Origin of the sequence: Paenibacillus sp. YPG26 (assembly GCF_023704175.1) — a bacterium.
Classification (GTDB): Bacteria; Bacillota; Bacilli; order Paenibacillales; family Paenibacillaceae; genus Fontibacillus.
Genome location: NZ_CP084530.1, coordinates 2,526,275 through 2,546,238, shown reverse-complemented (window position 1 = coordinate 2,546,238; position 19,964 = coordinate 2,526,275). Strand labels below are relative to the sequence as shown.

General features: G+C 48.6%; 18 protein-coding genes. All 18 read left to right on the top strand.

What is annotated here, in order from left to right; all coding sequences use genetic code 11:
- Positions 1 to 36: 36 nt before the first annotated feature.
- Complete coding sequence (locus LDO05_RS11910; protein WP_251375612.1) at positions 37 to 987, top strand: bifunctional riboflavin kinase/FAD synthetase; 951 nt, start codon at positions 37 to 39, stop codon at positions 985 to 987.
- A 22-nt stretch (positions 988 to 1,009) separates the two neighbouring features.
- A complete protein-coding gene (locus tag LDO05_RS11905; protein WP_251375611.1) occupies positions 1,010 to 1,153 on the top strand; it encodes a hypothetical protein in 144 nt (47 codons plus the stop codon).
- Positions 1,144 to 1,413: a 30S ribosomal protein S15 gene (gene rpsO, locus LDO05_RS11900; RefSeq protein WP_251375610.1), complete on the top strand. Its 270-nt coding sequence runs from the start codon at positions 1,144 to 1,146 to the stop codon at positions 1,411 to 1,413. The genes LDO05_RS11905 and rpsO overlap by 10 nt, the downstream gene beginning before the upstream one ends.
- A 245-nt stretch (positions 1,414 to 1,658) precedes the next feature.
- Positions 1,659 to 3,755, top strand: coding sequence for a polyribonucleotide nucleotidyltransferase (pnp, locus tag LDO05_RS11895; protein ID WP_251375609.1), 2,097 nt, complete (start codon positions 1,659 to 1,661; stop codon positions 3,753 to 3,755).
- Positions 3,756 to 3,916: 161 nt separating this feature from the next.
- The gene (locus LDO05_RS11890; RefSeq protein WP_251375608.1) at positions 3,917 to 4,921 is read left to right on the top strand and encodes a polysaccharide deacetylase family protein; all 1,005 of its coding nucleotides are present in this window, start codon (positions 3,917 to 3,919) and stop codon (positions 4,919 to 4,921) included.
- Between the two features lie 100 nt (positions 4,922 to 5,021).
- On the top strand, positions 5,022 to 6,287 hold the full coding sequence (locus LDO05_RS11885; protein WP_251375607.1) for a M16 family metallopeptidase: 1,266 nt from the start codon (positions 5,022 to 5,024) through the stop codon (positions 6,285 to 6,287).
- Positions 6,265 to 6,714 carry a dUTP diphosphatase gene (gene dut, locus LDO05_RS11880; RefSeq protein ID WP_481856986.1) on the top strand — a complete coding sequence of 150 codons (450 nt, stop codon included), beginning with the start codon at positions 6,265 to 6,267 and terminating at the stop codon, positions 6,712 to 6,714. The genes LDO05_RS11885 and dut overlap by 23 nt, the downstream gene beginning before the upstream one ends.
- 133 nt (positions 6,715 to 6,847) lie before the next feature.
- A complete protein-coding gene (gene dpsA, locus LDO05_RS11875) occupies positions 6,848 to 7,747 on the top strand; it encodes a dipicolinate synthase subunit DpsA (protein WP_251375605.1) in 900 nt (299 codons plus the stop codon).
- Entirely contained in the window at positions 7,744 to 8,340 is a 597-nt protein-coding gene (locus LDO05_RS11870) for a dipicolinate synthase subunit B (RefSeq protein WP_251375604.1), read from the top strand. Before dpsA ends, LDO05_RS11870 begins: the two co-directional genes overlap by 4 nt.
- A 56-nt stretch (positions 8,341 to 8,396) precedes the next feature.
- A complete protein-coding gene (locus tag LDO05_RS11865; protein ID WP_251375603.1) occupies positions 8,397 to 9,437 on the top strand; it encodes an aspartate-semialdehyde dehydrogenase in 1,041 nt (346 codons plus the stop codon).
- A 74-nt stretch (positions 9,438 to 9,511) separates the two neighbouring features.
- Positions 9,512 to 10,729 carry an aspartate kinase gene (gene dapG / locus LDO05_RS11860; RefSeq protein ID WP_251375602.1) on the top strand — a complete coding sequence of 406 codons (1,218 nt, stop codon included), beginning with the start codon at positions 9,512 to 9,514 and terminating at the stop codon, positions 10,727 to 10,729.
- A 62-nt stretch (positions 10,730 to 10,791) separates the two neighbouring features.
- Positions 10,792 to 11,655 (top strand): 4-hydroxy-tetrahydrodipicolinate synthase, encoded by an 864-nt coding sequence (gene dapA, locus LDO05_RS11855; protein ID WP_251375601.1) that lies wholly within the window; start codon positions 10,792 to 10,794, stop codon positions 11,653 to 11,655.
- Between the two features lie 300 nt (positions 11,656 to 11,955).
- Entirely contained in the window at positions 11,956 to 13,635 is a 1,680-nt protein-coding gene (locus LDO05_RS11850) for a ribonuclease J (protein WP_251375600.1), read from the top strand.
- Positions 13,636 to 13,825: 190 nt separating this feature from the next.
- Complete coding sequence (locus tag LDO05_RS11845) at positions 13,826 to 14,587, top strand: ClpP family protease (RefSeq protein ID WP_251375599.1); 762 nt, start codon at positions 13,826 to 13,828, stop codon at positions 14,585 to 14,587.
- A complete protein-coding gene (locus LDO05_RS11840; RefSeq protein WP_251375598.1) occupies positions 14,584 to 14,814 on the top strand; it encodes a YlzJ-like family protein in 231 nt (76 codons plus the stop codon). The genes LDO05_RS11845 and LDO05_RS11840 overlap by 4 nt, the downstream gene beginning before the upstream one ends.
- A 66-nt stretch (positions 14,815 to 14,880) precedes the next feature.
- Positions 14,881 to 17,511, top strand: coding sequence for an FtsK/SpoIIIE family DNA translocase (locus LDO05_RS11835; RefSeq protein WP_251375597.1), 2,631 nt, complete (start codon positions 14,881 to 14,883; stop codon positions 17,509 to 17,511).
- A gap of 152 nt (positions 17,512 to 17,663) precedes the next feature.
- Positions 17,664 to 18,530 (top strand): spore cortex-lytic enzyme, encoded by an 867-nt coding sequence (gene sleB / locus LDO05_RS11830; RefSeq protein WP_251375596.1) that lies wholly within the window; start codon positions 17,664 to 17,666, stop codon positions 18,528 to 18,530.
- A 151-nt stretch (positions 18,531 to 18,681) separates the two neighbouring features.
- Positions 18,682 to 19,962, top strand: a complete 1,281-nt coding sequence (yfmF, locus tag LDO05_RS11825) for an EF-P 5-aminopentanol modification-associated protein YfmF (RefSeq protein ID WP_251375595.1) — start codon at positions 18,682 to 18,684, stop codon at positions 19,960 to 19,962.
- Positions 19,963 to 19,964: the final 2 nt, after the last annotated feature.

The following is a 19,964-nucleotide window of genomic DNA, read 5'->3' as shown; positions in this document are numbered from 1 at the left end:
CGATCGTAATTTAGCGGAAATTGCAGGTGAGTAATATTGGAAACTGTACACTTATCCTATCCCTTAAATAAGGAAATTATCGAACGTTTTGCCAGGCCGCAGATTTTAGCTCTTGGGCAGTTCGACGGTCTGCACCTCGGGCATGCCAGTGTGATTCAGGCAGCGCTTCAGGAAGGGACCTTGCATAACGTGCCCACTTCGTTAATGACCTTCTATCCTCATCCGAAGGAAGTAATGAAGAAAGGGGATTATGATGGTTACTTGACGCCAGCCAAGGAGAAAGAAGAGCTTTTGCGGTCGGCGGGTGTGGATTTCTTATATGTCGTCGAGTTCAATGCGGATTTCTCCCGGATTACGCCCCAGCAATTTGTAACAGAAATGCTGCTTCCTCTACAAATTCACACAGCGATTGTGGGATTTGACTTCCGATTCGGCCATAAGGGCGAAGGGGAGGCAGAAATGCTTAAAACATTGGGCAAAGGTTCTTTCGAGACGTATACGGTGCCCCCCTTCGTCATCAATAATGAGAAGGTCAGCAGTTCGGGGATTCGCAGGTATCTTCAGGCGGGCAGCATCACACTTGCCAATCAATGGCTTGGCCGGCCCTATACCCTATCAGGCACTGTTATCCACGGGGAGAAGCGTGGGCGGACAATCGGCTTCCCGACAGCGAATGTGGAACTCTCCGAACCCTTTGTACTCCCTAAGAATGGAGTCTACGCTGTCGTTGTGAGACACAAGGGAGAAGAACTGAGCGGTGTCATGAACATCGGCGTGAAGCCGACCTTCCACAGTGGAGTGAGCAAGCCATGGTTCGAGGTGCACGTATTCGATTTCAACGGTGATCTCTATGGCGAAGAGCTCCAGGTCAAGCTGATAAGCTATATTCGGGAAGAACGCAAGTTTCAATCCATTGACGAGTTAATTGCCCAGATCTCAAGGGATGCCGATACAGCCCGCAATCTGCTGCAAAGTTCGGAATCATGAAGTAAAAAGTTTACTTTTGAACATGGGATATGCTATACTAATTAACGGTATTCGCGAGGACTTATCCGCGCGGGTAACTGCAACCTTGGCTTGGTTGTTCGTTCTCACCGGCGGCAACGAGGCTAATGGCGATTATAATGAAGGAGGTGAATCAGGATGGCATTGACTCAAGAACGTAAGCAACAATTGATCGACGAGCACAAAACTCATGAATCCGATACTGGATCACCTGAGGTGCAAATTGCTATCCTTACGGAGAACATCGTCAATTTGACGAACCATTTCCGTTCCCACAAGAAAGATCACCATTCACGTCGTGGTCTTTTGAAGATGGTAGGACAACGTCGTAAGCTTCTTGCTTACTTGAAGAACAAAGACGTTCGACGTTACAGCGCGCTGATTGAAAAACTCGGCCTGCGTCGTTAATTTTATCTTGTTCAACACCCAAAGCAGCCTGGTTGCCGCCGGATGCGCTTGATCAAAGCGAACGGTGGCAGTCTGGTTGTTTTTTACGATAGGGACCCTTTTTTCTTGAATGAACTCCTGGTTGCAAGCCGACCGCTCCATGGTGGAGCATTTATGCACTATCGCATTATGAATATAGGACAAGCAGGAGATAATGAAATAGATACCGAACCTACAAATTTTTGATGAAGACAAGGAGGAAGCTCATGGAAAACCATGTGAAAATGCAGCTCGGAGGAAGAACGCTGATCCTTGAGACAGGAAGACTTGCGAAGCAGGCCAATGCTGCGGTTACCGTTCGTTATGGGGATACCGTGGTTCTGTGTACAGTGACCGCATCGACTCAACCGAAGGATTTGGACTTTTTCCCGTTGACTGTTAACTATGAGGAGAAGCTCTATGCGGTGGGCAAGATTCCAGGCGGATTTATTAAACGTGAAGGCCGGCCAAGTGAGAAGGCGATTCTTGCAAGCCGTCTGACTGACCGTCCAATTCGTCCATTGTTCCCGGAAGGCTTCCGTAACGATGTGCAAATTGTGAACTACGTTATGAGTGTGGATCAGGATTGCGAACCTGAGATTGCGGCTATGATTGGCACATCTGCAGCGCTAAGCATTTCGGATGTTCCATTTAGCGGTCCGATCGGCGGTGTGGCAGTTGGACGTGTGAACGGAGAATTCGTCATCAACCCGGACATTGCCCAGCAGGAAGCCAGCGACCTGTACCTTGTGGTGGCAGGAACCAGAGATGCAATTATGATGGTTGAAGCTGAAGCGAATGAAGTGACTGAAGAAGTTATGCTCGAAGCGATTATGTTCGGACATGATGAGATCAAGAAGATTGTAGACACGATTGAAGAACTCGTTCAAGTCGCCGGCAAGCCGAAGATGGATGTGAAGCTTCATGCTGTTGACGCCACGGTGAACCAGGAAGTTCGTGAATATGCGGCTGACCGTCTGGTTGAGGCTGTCAAAATTGTTGAGAAGCACGCTCGTCAAGATGCCATTGATGCGATTAATGATGAGACCGTGGCCTTCTTTGAGCAGAAGTACATAGAATCACTGGAGCTCTTGAAGGATGTCAAAGAAGTTCTTCATGACATTGTGAAAGAAGAAGTTCGCCGTCTGATTACACATGACAAAGTGCGTCCTGACGGGCGTAAGCTTGATGAGATCCGTCCAATTGAATGTGATATTAACCTGCTGCCACGTACCCATGGCTCTGGTCTGTTCACTCGGGGTCAGACTCAAGCGCTTAGTGTATGTACCTTGGGTGCACTTGGCGATGTTCAGATTCTCGATGGCATCGATCTTGAAGAATCCAAGCGATTCATGCACCACTACAATTTCCCTCCGTTCAGTGTGGGTGAGGCCCGTCCGCTGCGTGCACCAGGCCGCCGCGAGATTGGTCATGGCGCACTAGGAGAGAGAGCCTTGATGAAGGTTATTCCGTCTGAAGTGGAGTTCCCTTACACAATTCGTCTGGTGTCCGAGGTTCTTGAATCGAATGGATCTACTTCACAAGCAAGTATTTGCGCAAGCACTCTTGCCATGATGGATGCGGGCGTACCGATCAAAGCGCCTGTTGCGGGTGTAGCTATGGGTCTGATTAAAGACGGTGAACACGTGTCCATCTTGACGGATATTCAAGGTATGGAAGATCACCTCGGTGATATGGACTTCAAGGTTGCGGGTACAGCTGAAGGAGTTACCGCCATCCAAATGGATATCAAGATTGACGGTATTGACCGTGCTATTCTTCAGGATGCTCTTGAACAAGCCAAAGAAGGCCGTATGTTCATCCTCTCCAAGATGATGGAAGTCATTCAGAAGCCTAAAGAAACTTTATCCCAGTATGCACCTAAGATTCTGACTATGAACATCAATCCGGACAAGATTCGTGATGTTATTGGTGCGGGCGGCAAGATCATCAATAAGATTATTGAAGAGACTGGCGTTAAGATCGATATCGAGCAGGATGGACGCGTATTTATTGCTTCTTCCAATCAGGAGATGAACGATAAAGCCCGTGCTATTATTGAAGGTATCGTTAAAGAAGTCATTGTCGGTGAAATTTACACAGGTACGGTCAAACGAATCGAGAAGTTCGGAGCATTTGTTGAAATTCTGCCGGGCAAAGACGGCCTTGTTCATATTTCTCAAGTCTCTACAGACCGTGTGGCTAAGGTAGAAGACGTTCTTGCGATTGGTGATGTGATTACCGTGAAAGTCACTGAGATCGACCAGCAGGGCCGTGTGAACCTGTCCCGAAAAGCTGTACTGACAGCTGACACATCGAAATAACACCTTACAGATTACCCGTTTTTCAAAGCATGAAAAAAGAGGCAGAGTGATTAACCTTCTGGCTCTTTTTTGCTATCTGCAAGAACATCTCCAGGTGCATAAACCTTCACCCATAGACATATGATGAGGACAAAACCGGTTTGGAAGGATGAGCCCTGGAGATGGATCGGAGAAAGCTAACAATTATTGTGGTGACCCTGGGTACCCTATTCTTGGTTGGCCAGCTAAGCGGGGTGCGGGAATTTGTGGAATCCCGTGGACAGGCTGCTGCGGGACAGTATGCCTTTGAGCTGTTCGGCAGCAGTGCTGACGATAATGCGCTGCTCTTGAAAATTAAGGAAGAGGCGGTTAAGCGAAGAATCGAGCCTGTTGATGCCGTTAATGACCGGGTATGGAAGGCGATTCCCGGATACAACGGACTTGAAGTGGATGTAGACCAGACTTATCAGCGCGCGTTAGCGCTAAAGAAAGGCTCGGAATCCACAGATTGGAATGTGGACGAAATTCCTTTTGTATATCGTGAGCTGCCTGCCAAAGTCGGGCTTGACCAGCTGGGTTCCTTACCAATCTACCGGGGGAATCCGAACAAAAAGATGGTGTCCTTTATGATCAATGTCGCTTGGGGCAACGAATACATTACGCCTATGCTGGATACGCTGGATGCAGCCGGAGTACAAGCAACCTTTTTCCTGGATGGAAGCTGGCTCAAGAAGAATCCGGAGCTTGCCAAGGAAATTCAGAAAAGGGGTCACCAGATGGAGAATCACGCCTATTCTCATCCTAATATGAGTCAATTAAGCGAGAGCAGGGCCAATCTCGAGATCAGCAAAACGAAAGATTTGCTCAAAGAAACGCTGGGAGTTGAGAACAAGTGGTTCGCACCTCCTTCGGGAGATTTCAATCAGAAGACGGTAGAGATAGCTGCCGGACAGGGTCTGAGAACCGTTCTATGGACACTGGACACAGTGGACTGGATGAATCCTTCACCTGAAAGTGTGGTTGCCAAGATCAGTAAGCGTGTGGAGCCGGGGTCTCTTATTCTCATGCATCCAACAAAGGCATCGAGGGATGCCCTCAAAGGGATGATTGATGCTGTGCGGCGGCAAGGACTGCAGCTGGGAACATTGGAGAATACGCTCTCGCCTTCAAGATTGCCCAAGCCATAGAGTTGAGGAAATTGTCTTTTTTTGATAGGATAATGATGCATTTATAGATCTTGATATCTCACTGTGTAGATAATCGGCAGGAAGTATAGGAGGGCCTATCGTGAGGAGATTGCAGCTAAAAAACGGCCTTCGGGTGGTTTTGGAGAAAATACCTACTTGCCGCTCAGTCTCATTTGGCATTTGGGTTAAGACCGGATCCCGCAATGAGAGTCTTGAGATCAACGGGATATCTCATTTCATTGAACATATGCTGTTCAAAGGAACGGAGCGTTACAGCGCCAAAGAGATTGCGGAACAGTTCGATGCAATTGGCGGAAATGTGAATGCCTTTACATCCAAGGAATACACCTGCTATTATGCCAAGGTGCTTGATGAGCATCTTCCCATAGCGGTCGATGTGCTGGCGGATATGTTCTTTCGTTCGCTGATGGACGAGAATGAACTTGCCAAAGAGAAGAATGTCATCCTGGAGGAAATCTCCATGTACGAGGACACACCCGATGATATGGTGCATGACCTGGTCACCGAAGCGGCTTATGATGGTCATCCTCTGGCGTATCCGATCCTTGGAACTGAAGAGAAGCTGCAGGGGATGAGAGCGGATCATCTCAGGAAGTATATGAACGAGAAATATACCATTAGAAATACCGTGATAAGTGTTGCCGGCAATATTGATGATGGGATCATGGACTTGCTTGAGCAGTATTTCGGCGAATTCGGACTCAATGGAAGCGAAAGCCTCCTGGAAGCGCCGGATTTCCTCGGTGGACTCAGATATCGCCGCAAGAAGACCGAGCAGAATCATATTTGCCTGTCCTTTCAGGGACTGCCCATTGACGATGAACGCCAGTACGCCATGGTGTTGCTTAACAATGCGTTGGGCGGGGGAATGAGCTCTAGGCTTTTCCAGGAGATCCGGGAGAAGAGAGGGCTTGCATACTCTGTGTACTCTTACCATAGTTCCCATGCGGATAGCGGACTGTTCACGGTGTATGCGGGGACAGCTCCCAAACAGACCAAGGACGTGCTGGAGCTCACCCAGGAGATTCTGCATGAGACAGCCACCAAGGGACTAAGCGAGAGTGAACTCAGGAAAGGGAAGGAACAGCTTAAGGGCAGTCTCATTCTTAGCCTCGAAAGTACAGGAAGCCGGATGAACCGGCTTGGCAAGAACGAGTTGATGCTCGGCAAGCATTATACGCTGGATCAGATGATAGAACGGATTGAAGCCGTACAAATGGAAGATATCCGGTACGTGCTTGGAACCATGTTTGAACGCCCTTTCTCCCTGGCTATGGTGGGTTCATCGGATAAAGTAATCAATGGTTTAAGGAGAGATGAACTTGTCGTATCTGGTTCAAATTAACAGACTGCCCGGAAATGAAGATATCGAGCTTCCAAGGAAGATGTCAGAGCTTGCTTCCGGGTTTGACTTGTATGCTGCAGTTGAGCAGGATGTAATTATGGAGCCGGGTGCTCGCGTGCTGATCCCGACAGGGTTTGCCATTGCCATGCCGGCAGGTCTTGAAGCACAGATCCGTCCTCGGAGCGGACTCGCTTTCAAGCATGGGATAACGTGCTTGAATACACCCGGAACGATTGATGCGGATTACCGCGGAGAGATTAAAGTCCTGCTGATCAATCTTGGTGCAGAACCCTTCACCATTACCCGCAATGAGCGGATCGCCCAGATGGTATTTCAGGAGGTTCCCGAGGTAGAGCTCGAACAGGTAGATAAGCTTAGCGATACTGTACGCGGTTCAGGCGGCTTCGGTCATACCGGCAGAAAATAATAAAGCTTGCATCTCCGTCTTAGGCGGGGCATGCAAGTTTTTTTGTTATCTATAGCTGTTGGGCATCACCTCCTCAGAGGCAGATGCATAAGATGCTCTATATGTGCTGTTAGGAAAGGAGTGATCTCCTGCAATGCTTACGGGTATGACAATTGTATTCCTTGGCGGAGACGCACGCCAGATCGAGGTCATTCGCAAATGTGCGGAGCTGGATGCTAACGTGAGGATTGTCGGGTTCGATCAACTTGAGGTGCCTCCTGCTGCTGGAGTGTCATCAGAACAACTGACAATAGAGCTTCTGGCTTCAGCTGATGTGCTAGTACTGCCGGTGGTAGCGAGTGATGATAAAGGTCAAGTGCCTGTGCATTTTTCCTCGGAACCGATCATCTTACACGAAGAGCATTTCGCGTCGTTACCGAAGGATGTCCTCATCTACACAGGTATGGCCAAAGATTTCATAAGAAGGTTGACTGCAAAATATAAGCTTACGCTTATGGAGCTGCTGGACCGTGATGATGTAGCGATTTATAATTCAATTCCTACGGCTGAAGGGGCCCTGATGATGGCCATTCAGAATACGGACATCACGATTCATGGCTCAACTTGTGCGGTGCTTGGTCTCGGCCGGACCGGGTTCACTCTGGCCAGAAATCTTCAGGCACTCGGGGCTTCGGTGAAGGCGGGAGTCAGGCGTAAGGATCACTTCGCCAGAGCGGCGGAAATGGGCTGGAAGCCTTTTATGACAACGAATTTGGCCAATGAGGCCTCTGACATTGACTTGATTTTTAATACAATTCCGACTATGATAGTCACAGCGCAAATCATCGCAAAAATGCCCCGTCAGGCTGTTATTATCGACCTTGCCTCATCTCCAGGTGGAACGGATTTTCGTTATGCGGAGAAGAGAGGCGTTAAGGCGATATTAGCTCCTGGCCTACCCGGTATCGTCGCTCCCAAAACGGCTGGAATTATTATGGCAAATTGTATTTGTCAGTCGATAATGGAACAGAAGATACGGGGGGATGCTGAATGAACTGGAAGGGAATTACAGTTGGGTATGCGATAACAGGTTCGCATTGCACATTTGCCGAAGTGATGCCTCAAATCCAGCGCTTTGTGGACGGGGGAGCAGAGGTAGTGCCGATTATATCACAGACGGTGTTGACGACAGACACACGTTTCGGCAGTTCTCAGGATTGGCAGAGACAGTTGAAAGATATTACAGGTAATGATATCATTTCTACAATTGTTGAAGCTGAGCCGCTCGGTCCTTCCAAGCGGTTGAATGTGCTTGTCATTGCACCTTGTACGGGAAATACCACCAGCAAGCTGGCGAGCGCCATGACAGACAGTCCTGTGCTCATGGCAGCCAAAGCACAGCTTCGCACAGGGAGACCCGTGGTGCTCGCGATTTCTACCAACGACGGGCTTGGCTTTAATCTTGCCAATATCGCGAAGCTCGTAGTGGCGAAGAATATCTATTTCGTTCCTTTCGGGCAGGATAATCCTACAGGTAAGCCTAATTCATTGGTCTCCCGCATGGATCTGATTCCGGAGACCTGTTATGCGGCCCTGCAGGGACAGCAGATTCAGCCCCTAATTATTGAACACGTGCAGCAAGCCTAACCATAGTAATAAGAACTTATAATATATAGCATTGATTAGAAGGGGAGACGAGCCAGATGAGTAAAACGAAATTGAATGTCGCGGTAGTAGGAGCGACGGGAGCTGTTGGAGAACAAATTATCGGATTATTGGAGAAGAGAGATTTCCCGATCGATAAGCTGAAGCTCTTATCTTCGGCCCGTTCTGCTGGATCCCGCGTTACTTTTAAGGGACAGGAAATTACCGTTGAAGAAGCTGGCCCGGACAGTTTTGAAGGTATTGATATCGCTTTGTTCAGTGCGGGTGGAGATGTAAGTAAGGAGCTTGCTCCCCACGCTGTACGTCATGGAGCCGTGTGTATTGATAACACGAATGCGTTCCGTATGGATCCGAATACGCCGCTTGTGGTACCGGAGGTCAATGAGTCCAAGATCAATGAGCATCAGGGGGTTATTGCCAATCCGAACTGCTCCACGATCCAAATGGTAGCCGCGCTTAAGCCGCTGTATGACCGTTATGGGATCTCCCGGATCATTGTATCGACATATCAGGCCGTATCAGGTGCGGGTGCCCGTGCAATTGATGAGCTGAACCGTCAGACGAAGGAAGTGTTGGAAGGCAATGATCCGAATCCGGATATTCTTCCTGTAGGCTCACTACCTGTCAAGCACCAAATTGCCTTTAATGCGATCCCGCAAATTGATAAATTCCAGGATAATGGATACACGCTTGAAGAAATGAAAATGATTCGTGAAACCAAGAAGATTCTGGATGACGAGTCCGTACTGGTTACAGCGACATGTGTCCGTATCCCGGTTATCTATGGTCATTCTGAATCGGTATACGTTGAATTGAAAGAAGATTACAACTTGGATGACGTGCGCAGCCTGCTGTCTGATGCGCCAGGCATCACCCTTGTGGATGATCCGGCTAATCAGCTCTATCCTCTTGCAACGGAAGCTGCGGGCAAGAATGATGTGTTTGTGGGACGTCTTCGCCGTGATCTGACGAATGAGCGTGGCCTGAATCTGTGGATTGTATCAGATAACCTGCTTAAAGGCGCCGCATGGAACGCGGTACAAATTGCAGAGATTATCGCTGCTAATAAATCGAAGTAACCCTTAGTCATACGCTCCTTTCTATACAGAAGGTGGCGTATGTCTTCTTTTGACAACATACTGGAGGAATAGCAATGCGCATCATGGTGCAGAAATTTGGAGGCACTTCTCTTGCTACACCTGAGGCAAGGGAACATGTCGTTCGTCATATCCGCAGAGAGCTTGCGGCAGGGTACCGGCTGGTTGTCGTTGTCTCAGCTATGGGAAGAAAGGGTGATCCCTATGCTACGGACACACTGCTGGATTGGGCTGCGGTGAATGGAGGATTACTGCCTGCACGTGAAAAGGATTTACTGATGGTCTGTGGTGAAGTCATTTCGGCTACAACGCTCTGCGGATTGCTGGCGCAGAATTCAGTTTCTTCCGTTGTCCTTACAGGAGCCCAGGCTGGATTCCGTACGGATGAGCAGTTCGGAAATGCCCGGATTCTGGATGTAGTTCCGGCAAGAGTGCTTGACGAGCTGGGTACAAAGGACGTAGTCATTGTGACCGGCTTTCAAGGCCAGAGTCTGAACGGTGATTTCACAACTTTGGGCAGAGGCGGAAGCGATACGTCAGCAACTGCGCTTGGTGCTGCGTTACACGCTGAAATTGTAGACATCTATACGGATGTCAATGGAATACTGACCGCTGATCCACGGATCGTTGAAGATGCCAAACCTTTATCCTATGTCAGTTATGCGGAGATCTGCAACATGGCCCACCAAGGGGCCAAGGTCATACATCCAAGAGCGGTCGAAATTGCCATGCAGTCAAGTGTTCCGGTGCGGGTTCGTTCTACATTCTCGGACAGCGTCGGTACATTGGTGGCTAATCCAGAAGGGTTCCAAGACGTTCAGACAGGGATTGTGGATCGCTTTGTGACCGGGATTGCTTATGTAAGCAATGTGACCCAGATCACTGTGCAGTCGGCAGGTAAGGGTCATCAGCTGCAGCTTGAGGTTTTTAAGTCCATGGCCGAGAATGCAATCAGTGTGGATTTTATTAATGTAACCCCTGCCGGAGTCGTTTATACCGTCTTTGACAACGACAGTGTCAAAGCAGCGGCTGTGCTAGAGGAGCTGGGTTTCGAGCCGCAGATCGTAAATGGGTGTGCCAAGGTATCGGTAATTGGCGGAGGAATCAACGGGGTGCCGGGAATCATGGCCAAGATCGTTGAAGCCTTGAGCGAACATAACATCCAAATCCTGCAATCGGCAGATTCGAATACAACGATATGGGTGCTTGTGAACAAGGAAGATATGGTTCAGGCACTTCGTGCTCTGCATGCCAAATTTGAACTGCATCGGTAATCAGCTGTATTAGGCTATAGGAATGGAACGGCTTAACCATACTTTTTTGAGGAGGAGTCAAGGTGGAATTCGGAAGATTAGTAACAGCCATGGTCACCCCTTTCGACGAACAGGGACACATCGATTGGGAGCAGACTGCTAAGCTTATAGATTATCTCATTGATGAACAGAAATCAGACGCCTTGGTCGTATGCGGTACTACGGGCGAGTCCCCTACATTAAGTGATGAGGAGAAGCTTCAGCTCATTGAATTTGCCGTTAAGCACGCCTCTGGCCGATGCAAAATCATCGCAGGAACCGGGAGCAATCATACAGCACATTCCATCCATTTGACTGCAGAAGCTGAGAAGCTTGGCGTAGACGGTGCTCTTATTGTGGTTCCTTATTACAATAAGCCAAGCCAGGAGGGCTTGTACCGTCATTTTGAGGCCATTGCCAACTCAACCAAGCTACCGGTCATGCTGTATAATGTTCCTGGACGTACAGTTGTCAGCATGAACACAGAGACGATTCTCCGGCTGGCTCAAATTCCTAATATCACATCTATCAAGGAGTGCGCATCGCTTGATCAGGTAGCCCAGGTTGCTAACCAGGCACCAGAAGGTTTTGTTGTCTATTCCGGAGATGATGGTGCGACTCTGCCTGCACTTGCCGTAGGCGCCTATGGAATCGTGAGTGTAGCCAGTCATTTTATCGGTGAACCTATGAAACAAATGATTCAGGCTTATCTTGAGGGCCAAGTGGCTGAAGCTGCCAAGCTGCACCAACAGCTGCTGCCTGTGTTTAAAGGCTTGTTCGAGTGCCCGAATCCGGTTGCTGTCAAATTTGCGCTTAATGAACGTGGAATCCAGGTGGGTTCGGTGCGACTGCCGCTGGTTCCACCCACTGAAGAAGAGGCTGCTTTAATTCGGAAATTGTTTGATTGAAATGTCGATAATTCAGGGTAATAGTTAAATAAAGGCTGATCTGCTAAAAACCGATGTGCTACTATAGGCATTGGTTTTTTCATTGTGGTGCAAGGTAACTACATCGGCTGATCCGTGATTGACTTGTTTTTTGACAAATCGATCATGTATAATGAGGTCAAGTGACTGGGTGCGGTATATTTTTGAAATTTTACTATATACGGGTCGGACTAAAGATATGACCTTAAAGGTGTGGATTAGTTCACTCCGTATAATCGAAATGATAACGACGTCCAATACATTTAGGAGGGTTAGATTCACTTGTCCAAAAAAAATAATATTGATAAACTAACGATCTTTGCACTGGGCGGCGTCGCAGAAATCGGGAAGAACATGTACGTAGTTCAGTATGCCAATGACATCGTTGTCATTGACTCCGGCCTTAAGTTCCCGGAAGAGGACATGCTGGGTATCGACATTGTTATCCCTGATATTACTTACTTGACGGAGAACCGTGACAAAGTAAGAGGCATCGTCCTGACTCACGGGCACGAAGACCATATCGGCGGACTGCCTTATGTTTTGAGACATCTTAATGTTCCGGTCTATGGAACTAAGCTGACTCTGGGACTTGTGGAGAACAAGCTGAAGGAAGCCAATTTGCTTGGCGATACCAAACGGATCTTGATTAATGCGGATTCGGAGATTCAGCTTGGAGCTTCCCTTAAAGCTACATTCTTCAAGACCAACCACAGTATTCCTGATTCTGTCGGCGTATGCATCGAGACACCGGAAGGTAATGTAGTGCACACGGGTGACTTCAAATTTGATCATACTCCAGTCAATGGTCAATATGCGGATCTGCAGCGTATGGCTGAAATCGGACAAAGAGGCGTTCTCGCCTTGTTATCGGATAGTACGAATGCTGAGAAGCCAGGATTTACCCCATCTGAGAAAAATGTCGGCGTTGTGCTTGGAGACATTTTCCGCAAAGCCCAGCAGCGTGTCGTAGTTGCAACCTTTGCCTCCAACGTACACCGGATTCAGCAGGTATTCGATGCGGCTTTCGCCACAGGGCGTAAAGTAACTGTTATCGGCCGCAGTATGGTTAACGTGGTGTCCATTGCTTCAGAGCTGGGTTATCTGGATGTCCCAGACGGCATTCTGATCGAGCCTGAAGAAGTGAACAAAATGGCCAGCGACCGTGTGGTTATTCTCTCCACAGGCAGCCAAGGAGAGCCGATGTCTGCGCTTACGCGGATGGCACGCTCCACTCACCGTAAAGTAGATATTTTACCGGGAGATACGGTAATTATTGCTGCTACTCCAGTACCAGGCAATGAGAAATATGTGGGACGTACGATTGACGAGTTGTTCCGTCTAGGAGCAGAAGTCATATACAGTGGTTCCAACTCGGGTGTACACGTATCCGGACACGGCAGCCAGGAAGAATTGAAGCTGATGCTGAACTTGATGAAGCCGAAGTACTTCATTCCTATTCACGGTGAATATCGTATGCTGCGCAAGCATGCTCTATTGGGTGAATCGGTAGGTATTCAGCCTGAAGATATCTTCCTGATTGAGATCGGGGATACCATTGAGATTCAGAACGGTGTTGCACGCAAAGCAGGTAAAGTTCCTGCCGGAAACGTCCTTATTGACGGGCTAGGTGTCGGGGATGTCGGCAACATTGTACTTCGCGACCGTAAGCTGCTCTCCCAGGACGGTATTCTGGTTGTAGTAGTTACTCTGAGCAAGCAGGACGGCACCATTGTATCCGGCCCGGACATCATTTCCCGTGGTTTCGTATACGTAAGGGAATCCGAAGGGCTTCTGGAAGAAGCTAACCGTATTGTTACCAGCACTCTGGTGCGGTTGATGAGCGAGAATGTGAATGAATGGGCTTCCTTGAAGACCAATGTGAAGGATGCGCTTGGACGCTTCTTATATGAGCAGACTCGCCGCAGACCAATGATTCTTCCAATTATTATGGAAGTATAAGCAGCTTATTTGAATTGGGCACACAGTCGCCCCCTATCTACCCGGAATTGGACGGTTCCTGGCAGAATAGGGGGCATTTCTATGCCTGAAGCTTTATCAATTCTGTGCATAGCGTGGTCAAGGTTCACGGCATACTAATCAGGCACCCGCTAAATTTGCAGAATAAGCGTAAAGTGGAAGGATGAACATCATGCACAATCAGCAATTATCGCCAGGTAGTACTAATTTTCACTCAGAATTACCTCCACCTGAAGCACCCGTTGAGAAAAAGTCTCCGGTTATGGAATACATCCAGCAGCTTGGTCAAACCTCAGTGCCCGCGGCGGATATCTCCAACCTATATTGTCTGACTATTATAGGACAGATTGAAGGCCACATCGTTCTGCCGCCCCAGAACAAGACTACGAAATATGAACATTTAATTCCTCAGCTTGTCGCTGCCGAACAGAATAAGCAGATCGAGGGTATTCTGATTATTCTGAATACGGTGGGTGGAGATGTTGAAGCCGGTCTGGCTATAGCAGAGATGATCGCTTCGTTAACCAAGCCGACGGTAACTGTAGTTATAGGCGGGGGCCACAGTATAGGTGTGCCAATTGCCGTATCCTCTGATTACTCGTTCATAGCGGAGAGCGCAACGATGACTATACATCCAATCCGTATGACCGGACTAGTCATCGGTGTTCCCCAGACGTTTGAGTATATAGAGAAGATGCAGGAAAGGGTTGTCCGCTTTGTAACCTCCCATTCCAGAATTTCGCCCGAATTGTTCAAAGAGCTTATGTTCAAGACTGGGGATCTGAATAGGGATATCGGAACGGCGGTTGGCGGAGCCGATGCGGTGAATTACGGACTCATTGATGGACTGGGCGGAATTGGAGAGGCGCTGGCCTACTTGAATCGCTTGATCAGTGAAAGAAGAGGGGCTCATACAGGAGGCTTGACTCAATGACCCATTACACTATATTGCCGTGGGAGTTAATATGGGAGAGTACAGATACCGAGGAAATCTATGGAGAAGTTGAAGTGGACGGGGTACTGCTGCAGGTTCGGCTTGAGCAGGGGAACAGGGCAACGATTGTCCGGATGCTAAGGGGAGAACTGAAGGATTATATGAATCCAGAGTATGCGCCTGGTCAGGAGATTATCTACTTGCCCACCCTTCAAAATCGACGCTAAACGACGGGTTATTCTATAGGTTGCCCCCTAAGAATATGTTATAATATTCTTCTGGGGGTGGTCCTATTGGCCGGAAAGCGAAGGAAGAAAAAAGCCGCATTAGGCAATGTTCTAAAATATGAAATTTACGGGATCATCCTGATTACATTATCCATTATTGCTCTTGCAGGAGAAGCGGCTGTAGGACATGCGTTGTTTAAGATGTCCGCCATGATTCTGGGCAAGTTCTATTTCGTAATTCCGTTAGTTGGAATCTATGTGGGCTTGACCGTAATGATTCATCGTAAATGGCCATCAAAATGGAGTTCCAGACGAACGGGTATCGTTATGATCGTGTGTGCGCTTGCGCTTATGAGTACGATATCAGCGATGCAGTACAAGCTTGCTCCTGTGCTGCCCATTACACCAAGGAACATTTTATTACAAATTCATCACGATTTACAGTTCGCTCTGACTAAGGTGGGCTCAACTGGTGTAGCCTCCATGTTCAACCTGGACATCAGCGGCGGGTATGTGGGTGCGCTGGAGTTCATTCTACTCTATGTGTTATTTGGTATCACGGGTGCCAAGCTGGTGATGATTGTGATGTTCGCCATCAGCTTCATGTTAATCACCAATCTATCCTACGTTGAATTATTCAGTATTTTTAAGAAACGTGCTGGCCAATTGGCTGCTCAGTTAAGCCGTAAGTACCGGATGCTTCGTCCGATTCCTGTAGGGAGCCAGGGGAAGTCAGGTACCAAGACCAAGACTACAAAAATTAAATCCATTCCAGAAGCCGAAGATTATGAGGATGAGGAGGAGGATGAGTCAGCTCCCGTGCAGCCGCGAGGAAAGACTAAGCCCGTCTTCTTCCAGCTTCTCGGGTTCAAGGACAAGAGCGAGCAGACGATGCCGGACATCCCTTCACAGGAACTCCCGATAGAGGATAAGGAAGATGAATATACAGAGGTTAATTGGAATGATACGGATGTACATACGCGTCCCGACAGTCCGCTGCCGCAGCGGAATGAACCTAGTCTGATTATTCGTGATTTCTTTGACCAGATCCAGCGCGAGGACCGCAGCACGGAAGAGAAGGAGGATTCAGGGATACATCCGGACGAGGAGCTGGACTCTGCTGTATCTTATGAAGCTCAAGGTGATTCTGCTGATCCGTTGAATTTTGGCGAAGATAGTCAGAACGGAGTTCATCCTCAGGGTGAAGGTAAAGTGGCGGGGTCAGACGAGCTCACTGATAGCTTGCCGGTGCTTCCTCCTAAGCCCGCACCCAAACCCTACAGGCTGCCTTCCTTCAAATTGTTGTCAAAAGGGAACAGTGGGGTTAAAGCAGGTGATCAGGCAGACTATATGCAGACCGCACGCAAGCTCGAAGCAACGCTTGAGAGCTTCGGAGTTCGTGCCAAAGTACTGGAGGTCGTACGCGGTCCGGCCGTTACCAGGTACGAGATACAGCCTGACATTGGAGTTAAGGTCAGTCGGATCGTGAACCTGACAGATGATATAGCACTGGCGCTTGCCGCCAAAGACATCCGGATGGAAGCCCCGATTCCCGGGAAATCAGCGATCGGGATTGAGGTTCCAAATAGTGAGGTCTCTGTAGTTACTATGCGTGAGGTAATGGAGACTCCGACGTTCCAGGATGCTGAGTCCAAGCTGTCCATCGCTTTCGGCAGAGACATTTCAGGGCAGACCATCGTGGGGAACCTGACCAAGATGCCCCATCTGCTAGTCGCCGGAGCAACTGGATCAGGGAAGTCGGTGTGCATTAACGGTATTATTACAAGCATCCTGTATAAGGCAAAGCCCGATGAAGTTAAGTTTCTGATGGTGGACCCCAAGATGGTTGAGCTTAATATGTATAACGGGATTCCTCATCTGCTTGCTCCGGTTGTGACAGATCCTAGGAGAGCTTCGCTGGCACTGAAGAAGATTGTGGTTGAGATGGAGAAGCGGTATGAGATGTTCTCCAAATCCGGTGCACGAAATGTGGAAGGTTACAATAACCTAATGAAGGACAATCCGGCTGCCGTTTTGCCCTACATTGTCGTGATTGTGGATGAGCTTGCGGACCTGATGATGGTAGCAGCTAATGATGTGGAGGACGCGATTGCACGTCTTGCCCAGATGGCCCGGGCGGCGGGAATTCATCTAATCATTGCAACTCAGCGTCCGTCTGTCGATGTAATAACAGGAGTGATCAAGGCTAACATCCCATCACGTATCGCTTTTGGCGTGTCTTCTCAGGTTGATTCCCGGACGATTCTGGACATGGCCGGAGCCGAGAAGCTTCTGGGCCGGGGTGACATGCTCTTCATGCCTATGGGGGCGTCCAAGCCGGTACGTGTGCAGGGGGCATTCATGAGTGATCAGGAAGTAGAGTCCATCGTGGAATATGTGCGTGGACAAGCACAGGCCGAGTATGATGAGACCTTAATACCTGAGGTCGACGACACGGCACAGGAGCCGGAGGAACAGCTTGACGAGCTGTATGATCAGGCGGTCCAGATTGTGCTTGAAGCCAAGCAGGCATCTGTATCCCTGCTGCAGCGCCGTATGAGAGTAGGGTACACCCGTGCTGCCCGCCTTATTGACTCCATGGAAGCCCGGGGAATAGTGGGGCCTTATGAGGGCAGTAAGCCAAGAGAAGTTCTCACTTCGATAGAGCAGTATAGACAGAGTAAAGTTAGTTCTTAATTTAGATAGCATTAATGATGAGCCCCGCACTATGCTGCGCGGGCTCTTTTATTTATGAGTGCGATCTTTCTTCTCCGGTGCATAGGAAGAGGCAGGGGTTGTCATACTAAAGTTACCATCTCAACACATAAGAGAAAGGCAGGACTTGACGTATGAACAACAGGAAAATCTGGTTGGCTGCCGGATTGGTCTTATTATTGGTCTGCACACTACTTGGCACATTCCAGCTGCGTAAGACGAATACCACGCCAGCCACACGAGAGAGCCATGATAATGCGTTACCCGTATTCAGTTCTCAGGTTATTAAGCTTGGTTCATTCGGACAGGATGTGTACGAGCTTCAAGGGAGACTGGCCTATCTCGGATACTATCACGGGAAGCTTGACAGCCACTTTGGAGAGAGCACCAAGAAATCCCTGAAGTGGTTCCAGTCTGAATTCGGGATGACACCGGACGGTCTTGCGGGAGCCCAGACTAAGTTGAAGTTATACAATGCCACTAAGGATTGGAAGCCCAAAGCTTCATCTTATAATCCGAACCCTGATCAGAATGCCCGAACACAAATTGCCGAGCCAGGGAAAGGCAAAGGGAAGAATACGACAGCTGGGAATAACAAAGCTAATACTAATTCAGGTGAGCTCGCTGCCTCCAACCCGCTGGGTCTATCCGAGAATGATCTTAAGATTATGGCCAATGCGGTGAACGGGGAGGCGCGGGGAGAGCCGTTTGAGGGGCAGGTTGCTGTAGCAGCCGTGATCCTTAACCGTGTGAAATCACCAAGCTTTCCAAAAACAGTCTCAGGAGTAATCTTTCAGCCTGGCGCATTTACGGCTGTAGCTGATGGCCAAATCTGGCTTGAGCCTAACGAGTCTTCACGCAAGGCCGTCAGGGAAGCTATGAATGGCATGGACCCTTCGGGAGGATGCCTGTATTACTTTAATCCGGAGACAGCGACATCGAAATGGATCTGGACAAGACCTCAGGTTAAGACGATTGGGAAGCACATTTTCTGTATGTAATAGTGATGTCTGTTAGAAGAAGCAGCTCAGGGACTCCCCCGGTTGCTTCTTTACTTTGGAATGGTATAGAATGGATTTAAATTTGGCTTAATTATGAAAAAGGCATTTGATTAATATGCTTACAATAGTCTCTCGTAAAGGGGTTTTGTCCTTGAACAAGTCTTTGTTTGAACGCGGAAGCGTAAACAATATCCGAATTCACGTAATGCCAACCAAAAGGTTCAAGACGTTCGCGATTTCAGTATATGCAGGAATTCCCCTACAGGAAGAGACGGTTGCCACAACGGGGTTAATCCCATTCGTCCTGCGCAGAGGTACCGTCTCCTATCCGGAGACGACCAAGTTCAGGGAACAGCTTGAACAGCTGTATGGGGCAGGATTTGGCTTTGATATTTATAAAAGAGGCGATTACCAGATTGTACAGCTGCGGATGGATACGATTAACGATTCATTTGTCAATAGTGAGGAATCACTCCTGGAGCAATCCTTCGCTTTCCTAGGGGAGGTTCTTACTCAGCCAGTGACTGAGAATGGAAGCTTCCGTGCCTCGTATGTAGCAGCAGAAAAGGAGACGGTCCGCAAAAAGCTGGAATCGATCATTAATGATAAGATCCGTTATGCGGCTGAACGATGCCTGGAAGAAATGTTCCGTAATGATCCTTACCGTCTTCATCCACTTGGCAGCCGTGCGGAGCTAAGCGGCATAACTCCGGAAGGTCTATATGGAGCTTATGAACACTGGCTCCAAGAGGTGAATCTGGACTTGTATGTGGTAGGGGATACATCTCTGGATGAAGTCATCCGTCTCGTGGAGAAGAGCTTCAAGGTTGAGCGTCCTCATGCCAAGCAGTATGCTCAGACCAATATCAGCTTTGAGACTGGCGATGTTCGCACTGTTGAGGAAAGTCTGAATGTGAATCAAGGCAAGCTCAATCTTGGCCTTCGAACCTCAATTACTTACGGCAGTGATGAATATGCTTCAGCTCTTGTATATAACGGAATCCTGGGCAGCTATCCGCATTCCAAGCTGTTCATCAACGTGCGTGAGAAGGAGAGCCTGGCTTACTATGCTTCATCAAGATACGACGGGCATAAAGGTATGGCAACCATCCAGTCAGGAATAGAGATTGCGAATTATGAGAAGGCGCTTGAGATTATCAAGAATCAGCTTGAAGCAATGCGTCAGGGCGAGATCAGTGAACTTGAGCTTAGTCAGACTAAAGCCATGATCCGTAATCATGTGGTAGAGATACAGGACTCCGCGTTCGAGATGATCGCCTATGATTTTAACCGGGTTATTTCAGGTAAGGAACGCACAGCGGAAGAACTCCTTGAGCAGGTTGAGCGGATTACTTCCAAGGAGGTAACGGAGGCTGCACAGACGTTCCACTTAAATACCGTATACTTTTTGAAAGGCGAGAAGGGGGAATAACC